General features: G+C 69.9%; 11 protein-coding genes. 7 read left to right on the top strand and 4 right to left on the bottom strand.

Annotation, left to right across the window (positions count from 1 at the left end; translation table 11 throughout):
• Window positions 1-7: 7 nt before the first annotated feature.
• A complete protein-coding gene (locus ACY34M_RS01350; RefSeq protein WP_462719176.1) occupies window positions 8-934 on the bottom strand; it encodes a Cgl0159 family (beta/alpha)8-fold protein in 927 nt (308 codons plus the stop codon).
• A 199-nt stretch (window positions 935-1,133) separates the two neighbouring features.
• On the opposite strand from ACY34M_RS01350, the gene ACY34M_RS01345 reads away from it, so the two are divergent.
• The 4 genes from ACY34M_RS01345 to ACY34M_RS01330 all read left to right on the top strand — a co-directional run bounded on the left by ACY34M_RS01345 (window position 1,134) and on the right by ACY34M_RS01330 (window position 3,842).
• Complete coding sequence (locus ACY34M_RS01345; RefSeq protein ID WP_462719175.1) at window positions 1,134-2,036, top strand: sugar phosphate isomerase/epimerase family protein; 903 nt, start codon at window positions 1,134-1,136, stop codon at window positions 2,034-2,036.
• A 236-nt stretch (window positions 2,037-2,272) separates the two neighbouring features.
• Window positions 2,273-2,470, top strand: coding sequence for a helix-turn-helix transcriptional regulator (locus ACY34M_RS01340; RefSeq protein WP_425833509.1), 198 nt, complete (start codon window positions 2,273-2,275; stop codon window positions 2,468-2,470).
• Between the two features lie 136 nt (window positions 2,471-2,606).
• Window positions 2,607-3,554, top strand: coding sequence for a PrsW family intramembrane metalloprotease (locus ACY34M_RS01335; protein WP_462719174.1), 948 nt, complete (start codon window positions 2,607-2,609; stop codon window positions 3,552-3,554).
• Window positions 3,555-3,605: 51 nt separating this feature from the next.
• Entirely contained in the window at window positions 3,606-3,842 is a 237-nt protein-coding gene (locus ACY34M_RS01330; RefSeq protein WP_462719173.1) for a heavy-metal-associated domain-containing protein, read from the top strand.
• 537 nt (window positions 3,843-4,379) lie between these two features.
• Here ACY34M_RS01330 and ACY34M_RS01325 read toward each other — a convergent pair.
• From ACY34M_RS01325 to ACY34M_RS01315, 3 genes are all read right to left on the bottom strand, one after another.
• Window positions 4,380-5,690 carry a citrate synthase gene (locus tag ACY34M_RS01325; RefSeq protein WP_462719172.1) on the bottom strand — a complete coding sequence of 437 codons (1,311 nt, stop codon included), beginning with the start codon at window positions 5,688-5,690 and terminating at the stop codon, window positions 4,380-4,382.
• 184 nt (window positions 5,691-5,874) lie between these two features.
• Window positions 5,875-8,136: an SF1B family DNA helicase RecD2 gene (gene recD2 / locus ACY34M_RS01320; RefSeq protein WP_462719171.1), complete on the bottom strand. Its 2,262-nt coding sequence runs from the start codon at window positions 8,134-8,136 to the stop codon at window positions 5,875-5,877.
• 70 nt (window positions 8,137-8,206) lie between these two features.
• A complete protein-coding gene (locus ACY34M_RS01315; protein ID WP_462719170.1) occupies window positions 8,207-8,785 on the bottom strand; it encodes a hypothetical protein in 579 nt (192 codons plus the stop codon).
• Between the two features lie 363 nt (window positions 8,786-9,148).
• Between ACY34M_RS01315 and ACY34M_RS01310 the strand changes: the two genes are divergently transcribed.
• Genes ACY34M_RS01310 through ACY34M_RS01300 form a run of 3 tightly spaced genes read left to right on the top strand, consistent with a single transcriptional unit; the run spans window position 9,149 to window position 13,648 of the window.
• Window positions 9,149-10,177: a LacI family DNA-binding transcriptional regulator gene (locus tag ACY34M_RS01310; protein ID WP_462719169.1), complete on the top strand. Its 1,029-nt coding sequence runs from the start codon at window positions 9,149-9,151 to the stop codon at window positions 10,175-10,177.
• Window positions 10,174-11,712 carry a sugar ABC transporter ATP-binding protein gene (locus ACY34M_RS01305; protein WP_462719168.1) on the top strand — a complete coding sequence of 513 codons (1,539 nt, stop codon included), beginning with the start codon at window positions 10,174-10,176 and terminating at the stop codon, window positions 11,710-11,712. Before ACY34M_RS01310 ends, ACY34M_RS01305 begins: the two co-directional genes overlap by 4 nt.
• A complete protein-coding gene (locus ACY34M_RS01300) occupies window positions 11,702-13,648 on the top strand; it encodes an ABC transporter permease/substrate-binding protein (protein WP_462719167.1) in 1,947 nt (648 codons plus the stop codon). The genes ACY34M_RS01305 and ACY34M_RS01300 overlap by 11 nt, the downstream gene beginning before the upstream one ends.
• Window positions 13,649-13,682: the final 34 nt, after the last annotated feature.

Genomic DNA, 13,682 nt, shown 5'->3' with positions numbered 1-13,682 from the left:
TCTCCTCCTAGGTGTCCGTGCGCGTGGTGCACAGCAGGCCCACCGCCGTGTCGACGGCGCCCGCGACGTCCCCGTCGGCGGGGTACAGCAGCGACCGTCCCACCACGAGCCCCTGTACGGTGGGCAGTTGGAGCGCGGACCGCCATCTCTCGTACGTGGCGTCCTGGTCGCCGTCCTTGATGTCGCCGCCGAGCAGTACGGCGGGCAGGGCGGAGGTCTCCATGACGCGGGCCATGGCGTCGGGGTCGTCGGTGACCGGGAGCTTCAGCCAGGTGTACGCGGAGGTGCCGCCGAGGCCCGAGGCGACGGCGATCGACGTGGTGACGGCCCGCGGGCTCAAGTCGGCGCGCAGCACGCCTGTTTCGGGGTCGCGGCGGCTCAGGAACGGCTCGACGAACACGGGCAGCCGGTACGCCGCCATCGCGTCGACGGCGCGGGCGGCGGCCTCCAGCGTCCGTACGGAGCCGGAGCCCGGATCGTCGTGGTCGACGCGCAGCAGCAGTTTCCCCGCGTCGAAGTCCATCCGGTCCAGGTCCTCGGCCCGGTACCCGGTGAACCGGTCGTCGAGCTCGAAGGAGGCCCCGGCGAGCCCGCCCCGGTTCATGGAGCCGATGACGACCTTGCCCTCAAGGGCCCCGAGCAACAGCAGGTCCTCCAGCACATCGGCGGAGGCGAGCACCCCGTCGACGCCCGGCCGGGCCAGCGCGACGCACAGCCGCCGCAGCAGCTCGCCCCGGTCCGCCATGGCGAGGGGCCGCTCCCCCACTCCGAGCGCACCTCTGGCCGGGTGGTCCGCGGCCACGACCAGCAGCCTGCGCCCCGTGCCGAGCAGCGGGCGCCGCTTGCGCCGTGCGGCGGCCTCGGCGACCGCCTCCGGTTCCTCGGCCCGCGTCCGGGCGAGCCACCGGAGGTCGACGCCCGCTGCCTCGTCCACGCCCGACTCCATCCCCTCGGCCCCCTCGGCACGGCGTCCGCCGTTACGCGCCCGCCGTTCCTCGTCCGTCATGCGTCGTCGTCATCCGTCATCCGTCGCCCCGACAGATCTAGACCCGTCCGAGCCGCCTGTCAATATTTTGTCCTGACATTCGGACCACGCCTTGACACCCTTCTTCGGGCGGCTTGAGGCTGATTTCATGACGACCACGCCCGCGCGCATCCGCATCGGCTCGGCCCCGGACTCCTGGGGCGTCTGGTTCCCCGACGACCCGCAGCAGGTCCCGTACCACCGCTTCCTCGACGAGGTCACCGAGGCCGGGTACGAGTGGATCGAGCTGGGACCGTACGGCTATCTGCCGACGGACCCGCGGGTGCTGGCCGAGGAGACGGGCCGGCGCGGACTGAAGGTGTCGGCGGGCACGGTGTTCACGGGCCTGCACCACGGCCCGGCCGTCTGGGAGAAGACGTGGGAGCACGTCTCCTCCATCGCCGGACTCACCCGCGACATGGGCGCCGACCACCTCGTCGTCATCCCGTCCTTCTGGCGCGACGACAAGACCGGCGAGGTGCTGGAGGACTCCCGCCTGACCGCCGAGCAGTGGCGCCACCTGGCCGCACAGACCGAGCGCCTCGGGCGCGAGGTGCAGGACCGTTACGGCCTGAAGCTGGTCTTCCACCCGCACGCCGACACCCACGTCGACACGGAGGAGAACGTCACGCGCCTCCTCGACGCCACCGACCCGAACCTCGTGTCGCTGTGCCTGGACACCGGCCACTACGCGTACTGCGGCGGCGACAGCGTCAAGCTCATCGAGACGTACGGGGAGCGGATCGGCTATCTGCACCTGAAGCAGGTGGACCCGGCGGTCCTGGCCGGGGTGCGCGAGCAGGGCACGCCGTTCGGCCCGGCCGTGGCGCAGGGCGTGATGTGCGAACCTCCGCGGGGAGTACCGGAGTTGGAGCCGGTCCTGGCCGCCGCCGGACGCCTCGACGTCGACCTCTTCGCGATCGTCGAGCAGGACATGTACCCGTGCGAACCGGACCGTCCGTTCCCGATCGCCGATCGCACGCGCCGCTTCCTGCGTTCCTGCGGGGTTTGACGCTCCACCTGTCCGCTCGCGCGCCGGAGCATGCGCCCGCGGCGCGCCCCCTTTGCATCATTCACGTCACAAACGCCCGCATCACGTCACACATGTCAGGCCTACGCGGGTTCTGCGTCACAGGCGTCCCACAGGCCCTCCCTTCATCACGGTTCACCTCGTTCACCGGGCACAGGCTGAGCTGATCACGGCGGCACCCCCGAGCCGCCGTGCGGCCCGCCAGGGAGGAGCCACCGATGAACGACCGCAGGCTCTGGTCGTACAAGGACATCGCCGCGCACATTCGCGTGCAGCCCGACACCGTCCGCTCGTACCGCAAGCACGGTCTGCTGCCGCCGCCCGACCACGTGGAGTCGGGCAAGCCCTACTGGTACGCCGACACCGTCCGCGCCTGGGTGGCCTCGCGGCCGAGCAACCGCGGCCGCAAGGACTGAGCGGCGCCCCCGAGGGCGTCGGGCCGTGCCGACGACGGCCCGGCGCCCGCACTGCGACATAACCGGCCCCACTCTAAACTTTCGGACAAATCGGCCAGAGCGTCCGTCAGTTACCGGCAAGCCGGAGGGATTCGCAGTGACGCAGCCCCAGCAGCCCTTCGGGGCACCCCAGGCCCGCATCCCCCAGCAGCCGCCCCCGCCGGGACCGCACATCCGCACCGGGCTCTGGAAGCGCTGCCTCTGGGGCGGCCTGGCGCTGTGGGTCCTGACGGCGGTCGTCACGTACGCCACGCAGAACACCACGCTGCTGCCCACGCTGATCCTGCTGGGCAGCTTCCTCACCCCGGCCGCCTTCGTACTGTGGGCGTACGAGCGGCACGGCCGCGACCTGGGCGTGAGCCTGATCCTCGGCTGCTTCCTGGTCGGCGGCATCCTCGGCGTCCTCGGGGCGTCGGTGATGGAGTACTACCTCCTGCACCCGTCGGTCTGGATGTTCGCCGGCGTCGGCCTGATCGAGGAAGCGGTCAAGCTGCTCGCGCTGATGTACGTGCTCCACCGCCACCCGCGCGTCAGCGGACTGCGCGCGGGCCTCGTCCTCGGCGCGACGGTCGGCTTCGGGTTCGCCGCGTTCGAGAGCGCGGGCTACGCGTTCAACGCGGCGATCACCATGAAGGGCATCGACCTGCGCGCCCTGCTGGAGACCGAGGTGCTGCGCGGGCTCCTCGCCCCGTTCGGCCACGGCCTGTGGACGGCGATCTCCGGAGCGGTCCTCCTCTCCTTCCGCCGCCCGAGCGGCCGCTACCGCTTCGCGGCCCCGGTGATCGGCACGTACCTCGGCGTCTCGCTCCTGCACGCGCTCTGGGACTCGATGCACGGCATCGCGCTCTGGCTGGTGGCCCGCCTCACCAGCACGGGCCTGGACCGCTCGCTCTTCGCCCAGGGCTTCATCCCGCAGCCCACCGACGCCCAGGAGCACCTCTTCACGCTCTTCTCGGTCGGCGGACTGGCCGTCATCACCCTCCTGGCGCTGGCCTGGGTGCGGTCGCTCGCCCGCCGTGATCCTTCTTGGAAAAGTACCCCCTAGGGGTATAGGGTCGAGCGCGTCGAACGATGCCTCACCACCAAGGAGTACGACATGAGCGCCCACACCGAGCTTCCCGCCGTCACCACCGTGTACGAGGTCAAGGGCATGACCTGTGGCCACTGCGAGGGCGCGGTCACCGAGGAGATCTCCGAGCTCGCAGGAGTCGCCTCCGTCCAGGCGGTCGCCGCCACCGGACAGGTCACGGTCGTCTCCGCCGAGCCGCTCGACGAGGACGCGGTGCGCGCGGCGGTGGACGAGGCCGGCTACGAACTCGTGGGCCGTGCCTGATTCCACTTCAAAGAACCCTGGACCTACACATAATCCACACGGCACAATTGCAGCACTCCCCCACAGAGGCCGATATCCACATATCGAACCTCTTGTGAACGCACGGGACATATGCAAGAGACGCAGATCACACCGGTCTGGACGTAACCCTTTGCGGGTCTCGTGAGTCTAAGGAGGCGATGAAGGAACGTCTTGGGGGACGTTTCGGCATCAGAGGGACCCGTCTTGGGGGACGGTCGTCCCGAAAGCGTTGGCCGGGGCACGTGCGCCGGGAAGCTTGAGCGGCCCGCCCGGGCGGTACGTGTTCCGGCGGCTGACGCATCCATACCCCCAGGCCGGATCCCGTGGGGGGAATCCGACCCGGGTAAAGGAAAGCGCCCCGACTGTCGGCCCGTGGGGGGACCGACAGCGGGGCGCTTTCTGCTGCGCAGCTTGACCCGGCCTGTTGTTGCGGTGGGGCGGGGTTGCGGTCGCGGGGCGCTGCCCCGGACCCCGCGCCTCAATCGCCGGCGGGGCTCAAATTCAGCTGTGGCTGACCTAGCGCTCTTCGACCGGGATGAAGTCGCGCTCGACGACGCCCGTGTAGATCTGGCGCGGGCGGCCGATGCGGGAGCCCGGCTCCTTGATCATCTCGTGCCACTGGGCGATCCAGCCCGGGAGACGGCCCAGGGCGAAGAGCACCGTGAACATCTCGGTCGGGAAGCCCATGGCCCGGTAGATCAGACCGGTGTAGAAGTCGACGTTCGGGTAGAGCTTGCGCTCGACGAAGTAGTCGTCGGCCAGCGCGTGCTCTTCCAGCTTCAGCGCGATGTCGAGCAGCTCGTCGGACTTGCCGAGCGCCGAGAGGACGTCGTGCGCCGCCGCCTTGATGATCTTCGCCCGCGGGTCGAAGTTCTTGTAGACGCGGTGCCCGAAGCCCATGAGCTTCACGCCGTCTTCCTTGTTCTTCACCTTGCGGATGAACTCGTCGACGTCGCCGCCGGCGGCCTGGATGCCCTCGAGCATCTCGAGCACCGACTGGTTGGCGCCACCGTGCAGCGGACCCCACAGCGCGGAGATACCGGCCGAGATCGACGCGAACATGTTGGCCTGCGACGAGCCCACCAGGCGCACCGTGGACGTCGAACAGTTCTGCTCGTGGTCCGCGTGCAGGATGAGCAGCTTGTCCAGCGCGGAGACGACGACCGGGTCGAGGTCGTACTCCTGCGCGGGCACGGAGAACGTCATGCGCAGGAAGTTCTCGACGTAGCCGAGGTCGTTGCGCGGGTAGACGAACGGGTGGCCGATCGACTTCTTGTAGGCGTACGCCGCGATCGTCGGCAGCTTCGCGAGCAGCCGGATCGTGGACAGGTGACGCTGCTGCTCGTCGAACGGGTTGTGGCTGTCCTGGTAGAAGGTGGACAGCGCGGAGACCACGGAGGACAGCATGGCCATCGGGTGGGCGTCCCGCGGGAAGCCGTCGAAGAACCGCTTCACGTCCTCGTGCAGGAGCGTGTGCCCGGTGATCTCGTTCTTGAAGGTGGAGAGCTCGTCGACCGTCGGGAGCTCGCCGTTGATCAGCAGGTAGGCGACCTCGGCGAAGGTGGAACGCTCGGCCAACTGCTCGATCGGGTAACCGCGGTAACGCAGGATGCCCTGCTCACCGTCGAGATAGGTGATCGCGGATTTATAGGCGGCGGTGTTGCCGTATCCACTGTCGAGGGTCACCAGGCCTGTCTGGGCCCGCAGCTTCCCGATGTCGAAGCCCTGGTCGCCCACGGTGCTGTCGATCACCGGGTAGGTGTACTCGTCGTCGCCGTACTGGAGTACTACAGCCTTCTCGTTCTGCTCGCTCACGTCATCCCTCACCGACGTAGTGCCTCTTCTTCGAGGTGCCCTGACTGTCTCTACCTTCCCCCACTTGGCCCAGCAGAGTGCACTCGGGGTCGACCATTGGGCTCATTGGCGGCACTGAGTGCCGCCAACTTGCTCATCCTGCCCCCTTCGCCCTGGTTCCGGAAGTGGTTGTGACCTTCGCGACTCGTCTGATCGATCAAATCTTTTGAACAGACCGGCCCGACAGCCGGAAATCCAGGGCAGTACAGCGTCTACCGGCCGAAATCGTACGCACCGCCTGGCCGATCGCTCTGCGCGAACCGACCAGGACGACGAGCTTCTTGGCGCGCGTGACCGCCGTGTAGAGAAGATTCCGCTGGAGCATCATCCAGGCCCCCGTCGTGACGGGGATCACCACGCACGGGTACTCGCTGCCCTGGGAGCGGTGGATGGTCACAGCGTAGGCATGCGCCAGCTCGTCCAGCTCGTCGAAGTCGTAGGGCACCTCCTCGTCCTCGTCGGTCCGGACGGTGAGCCGCTGCTCCTCGGTGTCCAGGGAGGTGACGACGCCGACCGTGCCGTTGAAGACGCCGTTCGCGCCCTTCTCGTAGTTGTTCCTGATCTGGGTGACCTTGTCGCCCACCCGGAAGACGCGGCCGCCGAAGCGCTTCTCGGGCAGCTCGGGGCGGCCGGGGGTGATCGCCTGCTGGAGCAGCCCGTTCAGGTTCCCCGCCCCCGCGGGGCCCCGGTGCATCGGCGCGAGCACCTGGACGTCGCGCCGCGGGTCGAGGCCGAACTTGGCGGGGACCCGGCGGGCGGCCACGTCGACGGTGAGCCGGCCCGCCTCCTCGGTGTCGTCCTCCACGAACAGGAAGAAGTCCTTGAGGCCCGTCGTGATCGGCTGCGTCCCGGAGTTGATGCGGTGCGCGTTCGTGACGACGCCGGACTCCTGCGCCTGCCGGAAGATCCGGGTGAGGCGGACGGCCGGCACCGGGCTCTCCTCGGCCAGCATGTCCCGCAGCACCTCCCCCGCCCCGACGCTCGGCAGCTGGTCCACGTCCCCCACGAACAGCAGGTGCGCGCCGGGCGGCACCGCCTTCGCCAGCTTGTTGGCCAGGAGCAGGTCCAGCATCGAGGCCTCGTCGACCACGACCAGATCGGCGTCGAGCGGCCGCTCCTTGTCGTACGCGGCGTCCCCGCCCGGCTTCAGCTCCAGGAGACGGTGGACCGTGGACGCCTCGGCGCCGGTCAGCTCGGCGAGCCGCTTGGCGGCGCGGCCCGTGGGCGCGGCGAGCACGACCTTGGCGCGCTTGGCCCTGGCCAGCTCCACGACGGACCGCACGGTGAACGACTTTCCGCAGCCGGGGCCGCCCGTGAGGACCGCCACCTTCTTGCTGAGCGCGAGCTTGACCGCCTCCTCCTGCTCGGGCGCGAGCTGCGCCCCCGTGCGGTCGGCGAGCCAGGCCAGCGCCTTGTCCCACGCGACGTCCTGGAAGGCGGGCATCCGGTCCTCCTCCGTGCGCAGCAGCCTGAGCAGCTGGGCGGAGAGGGAGAGCTCGGCCCGGTGGAAGGGGACCAGGTAGATCGCGGTGACCGGCTGTCCGTCCTCGCCCGGCACCGTCTCGCGTACCACGCCGGGCTCGCCGGAGTCCTCGTCGGGCAGGGCCAGTTCGGCGAGACATTCGATGACGAGGCCCGTGTCGACCTGGAGCAGCTTCACGGCGTCGGCGATCAGCCGCTCCTCGGGCAGGAAGCAGTGCCCCTGGTCGGTTGATTGCGAAAGGGCGTACTGGAGACCGGCCTTGACCCGCTCCGGGCTGTCGTGCGGGATGCCGACGGACTGGGCGATGCGGTCGGCGGTGAGGAATCCGATGCCCCAGACGTCGGAGGCGAGCCGGTACGGCTGGTTCTTCACGACACCGATGGAGGCGTCGCCGTACTTCTTGTAGATGCGGACGGCGATGGACGTCGAGACGTCGACGCTCTGCAGGAAGACCATCACCTCCTTGATGGCCTTCTGTTCCTCCCAGGCGTCGGCGATCTTCTTCGTCCGCTTGGGGCCGAGGCCCGGGACCTCGATGAGGCGCTTGGGCTCCTCCTCGATGATGTCGAGGGTGTCGAGCCCGAAGTGCTGCGTGATGCGGTCGGCGAAGACCGGGCCGATGCCCTTGACCAGGCCGGAGCCCAGATAGCGGCGGATTCCCTGGATCGTGGCCGGAAGGATCGTCGTGTAGTTCTCAACAGTGAACTGCTTGCCGTACTGCGGGTGGGAGCCCCAACGGCCCTCCATCCGCAGCGACTCACCGACCTGCGCCCCGAGCAGCGCCCCGACGACCGTCAGCAGATCACCGGCGCCGCGGCCGGTGTCGACCCGGCCGACCGTGTACCCCGTCTCCTCGTTGGCGTACGTGATCCGCTCGAGGACTCCCTCGAGCCGCGCCATCTGCCGCGCTCCGGCAGCCGCCTGCTGGTTCGCCATGATCCGACGGTAGCGGGCGGGTCCGACAACGCGGGAGGGGCCGCCGGGCCCCGGTCCGCGGCGGTGCGGCTCAGATCCCGCCCATCGGCTCCGGGTCCACGCGCACGGGGGTGCCCCACACCCGTACGACCTCGTAGTCGGTGAACTCGTGCACCAGGCGGTACGCCATCGCCGCGTCCGGGCGGCGGCGCTGGGCCGCCAGGTAGGCGTCCGCCTCGCGGCGGTCGTGGCGGGGGGTGCCGCACAGCTGCCACACCTGCCCGTTCCACATCTCCGGGATCCAGCGCTGCTGGGGCTGCGGGCGGTCCTCGCGGGTGCCGTAGCGGGAGAGGACCGGGCGCTCGTCGGTGGGGCGGCGGGCCGGGCCCGGCTCGCCCGAGATCTGGGAGCGGCGGGCCTTGCGGCGGCGGGTCTCGCAGAACAGGCAGAGGTCCTGCGCGGACTCCTCGACCGGGCCGTACGGGTGCTCCTTGCAGCGGGTCGTGGGCTTGTCGCCGGAGACCGCGTCGTCGAGCTGGTCGAGCGCGCGGGTCAGGTCGCCGCGGATCTCGTGCAGTACGTCGTCCGGGGTGTCGCCGGTGAGCTTCTCGCCGTGCTCGCCGAGCACGCGGAGAGCTCTGCCGAGTGTGGTGAGCTGCGCGTGGTTCACGTCCTGGGCTCCGTCTTCGTCATCCGTGGGGCGTTGCGGTGTGTCCACCATCGCACGCGGCACCGACAATCCCGTTCGGGCCGCGACGCCGTTACGGCCTCGGGGCTCCGCCCCGGACCCCGCGCCTCAATCGCCGGCGGGGCTTGAATTGCCGAACCGGCGTTACGGCCGCAGGGGCTCGATACTTCAAGCCCCTGCGGCGATTGAGCAGCGGGGTCCGGGGCGGAGCCCCGTGAGCGGGGCACCATCCGCCTCCATCACGATCACGTCACGACCCCCCGGAGGGTCTTGCCCCCACCTCGTGTAATCGATTCCAATCCTCCGTGTAATCGATTCCATGCAGCCACAAGGAGGTGGCCCGCGATGGCGAGTATCAAGGATGTCGCGGCTGCGGCCGGGGTGTCCGTGGCCACGGTTTCCCGTGTGCTCAACAGTCATCCGTCCGTGAGCCCGGACGCACGCTCGCGCGTGCTCGCCGCCGTGGAGTCGCTCGGGTACCGGCCCAACGCCGTGGCCCGCTCGCTGCGCACCGCGCAGACCCGCACGCTCGGACTGGTCATCAGCGACGTGCTGAACCCCTACTTCGGCGAGCTCGCCCGCTCCGTCGAGGAGGAGGCCCGCGCCCTCGGCTACAGCGTCATCATCGGCAACGCCGACGAACGGCCCGACCTCCAGGACCACCACGTCCAGAACCTCCTGGACCGGCGCATCGACGGGCTGCTCGTCTCCCCCACCGACGGCGGCTCGCCGCTCATGCTGGACGCGGCCCGCACCGGTACCCCCATGGTCTTCGTCGACCGGTGGATCCCCGGCGTGGACGTGCCCGTCGTGCGGTCCGACGGGCGCGGCGCCGTGCGGGACCTCGTCGCCCACCTGTACGGGCTCGGGCACCGGCGGCTCGCGATCATCGCGGGGCCCGCCGCCACCACGACCGGCAGCGAGCGCGTCGACGCCTTCCGCGAGGCCCTCGCCGAGTACGAGATCGAGCTGCCGGACGCCTACATCGGGCAGGGCGACTTCCAGGCGGACAGCGGGCGGCGGGTGACCGAGGCGTTCCTCGACCTGCCCGAGCCGCCGCAGGTCGTCTTCGCGGCCGACAACCTGATGGCGCTGGGCGCGCTCGACGCCATCCGCGCGCGCGGGCTGCGCGTCCCGGACGACATCGCGGTCGCCGCGTTCGACGACATCCCGTGGTTCGTGCACACCGATCCGCCCGTCACGGCGATCGCCCAGCCCACCAAGGATCTCGGCCGGGCCGCCGTGCGCGCCCTGGTCGACCGGATCGAGGGACGGGTGCCCGAGTCGGTCACCCTCCCCGCCCACCTCGTCGTACGGCGCTCCTGCGGCGAACCCCCACAGACGCCCACCTCAATGGAGAGGAGCAACGGATGAGCAGCTCCGAAGAGTTGCTGCGTATCGAAGGGATACGGAAGACCTTCCCCGGCGTGGTCGCGCTCGACAGCGTCGACTTCGACCTGCGTCGCGGGGAGGTGCACGTCCTGCTCGGTGAGAACGGGGCCGGGAAGAGCACGCTGATCAAGATGCTCTCCGGCGCCTACACGCCCGACGAGGGCCGCATCACCGTCGGCGGCGAGCAGGTCCGCATCCACGGTGCGCAGGACGCCGAACGGCTCGGGATCGCGACGATCTATCAGGAGTTCAATCTCGTTCCTGATCTGACCGTCGCCGAGAACATCTTCCTCGGGCGGCAGCCCCGGCGGTTCGGGCTCGTCGACCGCAAGAAGATGGAGAGCGACGCCGAGGCGCTCCTCGCGCGCGTGGGCGTGAATGTGTCGCCACGCGCGCGGGTGCGCGAACTCGGCATCGCCCGGCTCCAGATGGTGGAGATCGCGAAGGCGCTCAGCCTCGAAACACGTGTGCTGATCATGGACGAGCCGACCGCCGTGCTGACCTCCGAGGAGGTCGACAAGCTGTTCGCGATCGTGCGGCAGCTGCGGGAGGACGGCGTCGGGATCGTCTTCATCACCCACCACCTGGAGGAGATCGCCGCGCTCGGCGACCGGGTCACCGTCATCCGGGACGGGCGCAGTGTCGGGCAGGTGCCCGCCTCCACCCCCGAGGACGAGCTCGTCCGCCTCATGGTGGGCCGCTCCATCGACCAGCAGTACCCGCGCGAACGCCCGGACGGCCGGGACACGGCCGCCGCGCTGCTGAAGGTCGAGGGTCTGACCAGGGACGGCGTCTTCCACGACGTCGGTTTCGAGGTGCGGGCCGGTGAGGTCGTCGGCATCGCGGGGCTCGTGGGCGCGGGGCGCACGGAGGTCGTCCGGGCCGTCTTCGGCGCCGATCCGTACGACTCCGGCTCCGTCGAGGTCGCGGGCAGCGCCCTGCCCCGGCACGACGTGAACGCCGCGATGGCCGCGGGGGTCGGGCTCGTCCCCGAGGACCGCAAGGGGCAGGGGCTCGTCCTCGACCAGTCGGTGGAGGAGAACCTGGGGCTGGTCACGCTGCGCTCCGCAACCCGCGCCGGGTTCGTCGACCGGCAGGGCCAGCACGAGGCCGCCGAGCGGATCGCGAAGCAACTGGGTGTCCGCATGGCCGGGCTCGGCCAGCACGTGCGCACCCTGTCCGGCGGCAACCAGCAGAAGGTCGTCATCGGCAAGTGGCTGCTCGCCGACATCAAGGTGCTGATCCTCGACGAGCCGACGCGCGGTATCGACGTCGGCGCCAAGGTCGAGATCTACCAGCTCATCAACGAGCTGACGGCCGCGGGGCACGCCGTGCTCATGATCTCCAGCGATCTCCCCGAAGTCCTCGGCATGAGCGACCGGGTCCTTGTGATGGCGCAGGGACGCATCGCCGGTGAACTCGCCGCCGACGACGCCACCCAGGACTCCGTGATGGCACTCGCCGTCAGCAACCAGCAGCACAGCGCCTTCGAGGAGGAGGGCTCCCGTGACCACTGACACGCTCAAGAAGACACAGGCCAAGAACAGCGGGAGCCTGCTGCGGCTGCTCCTCGACAACGGCGCGCTGACCGCGCTCGTCGTCCTGGTCATCGCCATGTCGCTGATGTCCGGCGACTTCCTGACCACGCAGAACCTGCTGAACGTCGGCGTGCAGGCGGCCGTCACCGCGATCCTCGCGTTCGGCGTCACCTTCGTCATCGTCTCGGCGGGCATCGACCTGTCGGTCGGCTCCGTGGCCGCACTGTCCGCGACCGTCCTCGCGTGGGCGGCCACCAACGAGGGCGTGCCGGTCGTCATAGCAGTGCTGCTCGCCGTCGTCACCGGTATCGCCTGCGGCTTCGTCAACGGCCTGCTCATCTCGTACGGGAAGCTGCCGCCGTTCATCGCGACGCTGGCGATGCTGTCGGTGGGGCGCGGGCTCTCGCTCGTGATCTCGCAGGGCTCGCCGATCCCGTTCCCCGACTCGGTCTCCAAGCTGGGTGACACGCTCGGCGGCTGGCTGCCGGTGCCGGTCATCGTCATGGTCGTGGTGGGCATCGTCACCGCGGTCGTCCTCGGCCGTACGTTCATCGGCCGGTCCATGTACGCGATCGGCGGCAACGAGGAGGCGGCCCGCCTCTCCGGTCTGCGCGTGAAGCGGCAGAAGCTCGTCATCTACGGTCTGTCGGGCCTGTTCGCGGCCGTCGCCGGCATCGTGCTCGCCTCGCGTCTCGCCTCCGCGCAGCCGCAGGCCGCGAACGGCTACGAGCTGGACGCCATCGCCGCCGTCGTCATCGGCGGCGCCTCGCTGGCCGGTGGTACGGGCAAGGCGTCGGGCACGTTCATCGGCGCGCTGATCCTCGCCGTGCTCCGCAACGGCCTCAACCTCCTTTCGGTGTCCGCCTTCTGGCAGCAGGTCGTCATCGGCGTCGTCATCGCGCTCGCCGTGCTGCTCGACACCGCGCGCCGCAAGGCCGGGGCCCAGCCCGCCGCCGCGGGTGCCGGGGCCGGTGGGCCGAAGCAGCGGATGCAGTACGTGCTCGCTGCCGTGGTCGCCGTCGCGATCGTCGGCGGGCTCGCCGTGTGGAACAACACCGGTGGCTCCGGCGGCAAGAAGGACCTGAAGCTCGGCATGGCCGTGTCCACGCTCAACAACCCGTTCTTCACGGAGATGCGTGCGGGCGCGCAGGCAGAGGCGAAGAAGCAGGGCGTCGAGCTGACCGTCACCGACGCGCAGAACGACGCCTCGCAGCAGGCCAACCAGCTGCAGAACTTCACCAGCGAGGGCCTGAGCGCCGTCATCGTGAACCCGGTCGACTCCGACGCCGTCGGCCCGTCCGTGCGCACCGCGAACAAGGCCGACATCCCCGTCGTCGCCGCCGACCGCGGCGTCAACAAGGCGAAGGCCGCCACCCTCGTCGCCTCCGACAACGTCGCGGGCGGCAAGAAGGCCGCGAAGGTCATGGCCGACAAGCTGGGCGGCAAGGGGAAGATCGTGGTCCTTCAGGGCCAGGCCGGTACGTCGGCCAGCCGTGAGCGCGGTGCCGGGTTCGCCGCCGGGATCAAGGAGTACCCGGGCATCAAGGTCGTCGCCAAGCAGCCCGCGGACTTCGACCGCACCAAGGGCCTGGACGTCATGACGAACATGCTCCAGTCGCACCCCGACGTCGACGGCGTCTTCGCCGAGAACGACGAGATGGCGCTCGGCGCGATCAAGGCGCTCGGCTCCAAGGCCGGCAAGTCCGTCCCCGTCATCGGCTTCGACGGCACGCCCGACGGCTTCAAGGCCGTCAAGGCGGGCACGCTGTACGCCTCCGTGGCCCAGCAGCCGCGCGAACTCGGGAAGATGGCCGTGCAGAACGCGATCTCCGCGGCGAAGGACAAGAAGATCTCCTCGGCCGTGAAGGTGCCGGTGAAGGTCGTCACGGCGAAGAACGTCGCCGACTTCAAGTGACGCACTCGTACCCTTTGGCGTGACGTACGAAGAA

Source organism: Streptomyces sp. EDA2-14 (assembly GCF_054963755.1).
Note: the sequence above shows the minus strand (reverse complement) of the source record. Positions and strands in the feature narration are given on the sequence as shown.

Coding starts and splice junctions, on each gene's coding strand:
- ACY34M_RS01340 (WP_425833509.1), top strand. CDS start 2,273: ATGAACGACCGCAGGCTCTGGTCGTACAAGGACATCGCCGCGCACATT.
- ACY34M_RS01310 (WP_462719169.1), top strand. CDS start 9,149: ATGGCGAGTATCAAGGATGTCGCGGCTGCGGCCGGGGTGTCCGTGGCC.
- recD2 (WP_462719171.1), bottom strand. CDS start 8,136: ATGGCGAACCAGCAGGCGGCTGCCGGAGCGCGGCAGATGGCGCGGCTC.
- ACY34M_RS01345 (WP_462719175.1), top strand. CDS start 1,134: ATGACGACCACGCCCGCGCGCATCCGCATCGGCTCGGCCCCGGACTCC.
- ACY34M_RS01330 (WP_462719173.1), top strand. CDS start 3,606: ATGAGCGCCCACACCGAGCTTCCCGCCGTCACCACCGTGTACGAGGTC.
- ACY34M_RS01305 (WP_462719168.1), top strand. CDS start 10,174: ATGAGCAGCTCCGAAGAGTTGCTGCGTATCGAAGGGATACGGAAGACC.